This is a genomic window from Nonomuraea lactucae (genome assembly GCF_003313395.1).
Taxonomy (GTDB): domain Bacteria; phylum Actinomycetota; class Actinomycetes; order Streptosporangiales; family Streptosporangiaceae; genus Nonomuraea; species Nonomuraea lactucae.
The window spans coordinates 1-1,468 of sequence record NZ_QNFZ01000509.1 but is presented as its reverse complement, the minus strand read 5'-3'; the positions used below and the strand labels follow the sequence as shown (position 1 = coordinate 1,468).

At 74.3% G+C, this 1,468-nt stretch carries 2 protein-coding genes; both read left to right on the top strand.

All coding sequences use genetic code 11. The features are described 5' to 3' along the window. Window positions 1-414: ERAP1-like C-terminal domain-containing protein (locus tag DQW85_RS23095; protein ID WP_205315343.1), on the top strand; the 414-nt coding region annotated here is incomplete at its 5' end. Window positions 415-646: 232 nt separating this feature from the next. Then, window positions 647-1,468: serine/threonine-protein kinase (locus DQW85_RS23090; RefSeq protein WP_162795267.1), on the top strand; the 822-nt coding region annotated here is incomplete at its 3' end.

The window sequence follows — 1,468 nt, the reverse complement described above, 5'->3', positions numbered from 1 at the left end:
GACGCCACCGCCACGGGCGAGCGGTCCGCGGCGCTGTGCCGCGCGGCCGTGCCGACCGCCGAGGCCAAGGCGGCGGCGTGGGAGCGCGTCGTGGGCGGCAAGCTGGCCAACCACATAGCGCGCACCACGATCGCCGGCTTCCAGGACCCGCACCACACCGAGCTGCTGGAGCCCTACCGCGACAAGTACTTCGCCGAGGTGGGGCGGATCTACAAGGAGTGGACGTTCGACCAGGCGCAGACGTTCGCGGTGGGGTGCTTCCCGTCGCTGCTCATCGAGCCGGCCACGGTGGAGGCCGCCCAGGCCTACCTGGCCGACGAGCAGCCGCCGCAGGCGCTGCGCCGCCTGATCCTCGAAGGGGCCGACGGCGTCAGCCGCGCGCTGCGCAACCGGGCCAAGGACGCCGCCTCCTAGCGTCCGCCCGCCGCCGACACCCTGGACCCCGGCTCGCCCCAGGCGGCCGGGGTCCCGGCATGTCCGGATGTTTCGACCCGGTCGCGGATGGCGCCTTCACCGGCCCGTCCGCGGGGGTTCGGGCGGCGCCGCGACCGGCGCGTTCCGACCGTCCGGGTACGCTCCCCGGCCCCCTGGGACACCCTGCCGATTCCGGCGTTTCCATCGACGCCCCGGTGTTAGCCTCGAATATGTGATCGGCCCCCGGACCACGCTCAACGACCGCTACCTGCTGACCAGCCGGGTCGGCGGCGGCGGCATGGGCGAGGTGTGGCGCGCCGACGACACGGTGCTCGGCCGCGCCGTCGCGGTCAAGGTCATGACGCCCGCGCTCGCCGAGAACCCCACCTTCGCCCAGCGCTTCCAGAACGAGGCCAGGGCCATGGCCACGCTCCGGCATCCCGGCGTGGTCGACGTCTACGACTACGGCACGTGCGAGGTCGACGGGCGCCGGGTGAGCTTCCTGGTGATGGAGTTCGTCGAGGGCGAGTCGCTCGACCGCGTGCTGCGCCGCCAGGCGCTCGGCCCGGCCGCGACCATGCGCCTGGTCGCCGAGGTGGCCGACGCGCTGGCCGCCGCCCACGAGCAGGGCATCGTGCACCGCGACGTCAAGCCGGCCAACCTCCTGATCAGGCCCGACGGCCGCGTCGCGCTCACCGACTTCGGCATCGCCCACTCGGTGTCGGCGGGCCAGCTCACCGCCACCGGGGCGATGCTCTGCTCGGCCGGCTACTGCGCCCCCGAGATGGCCACGGCCAGCGACGTGACTCCCGCGGTCGACGTCTACGCCCTGGGCGTCGTCGCGTACGAGTGCCTGACCGGCCACCTGCCGTTCCAGGGTGACACGCCCGTCCAGATCATCTACAAGCACCTGCACGCGCCCATCCCGGCCCTGGGCGCCGACGTGCCGCCGGGCCCGCGCCAGGTGGTCATGAGGGCGCTCGACAAGGCGCCCGACCGGCGCTGGACGTCGGCCGCCGAGATGGCCGCCGCCGCGCGCCACGCCATGGCCTCG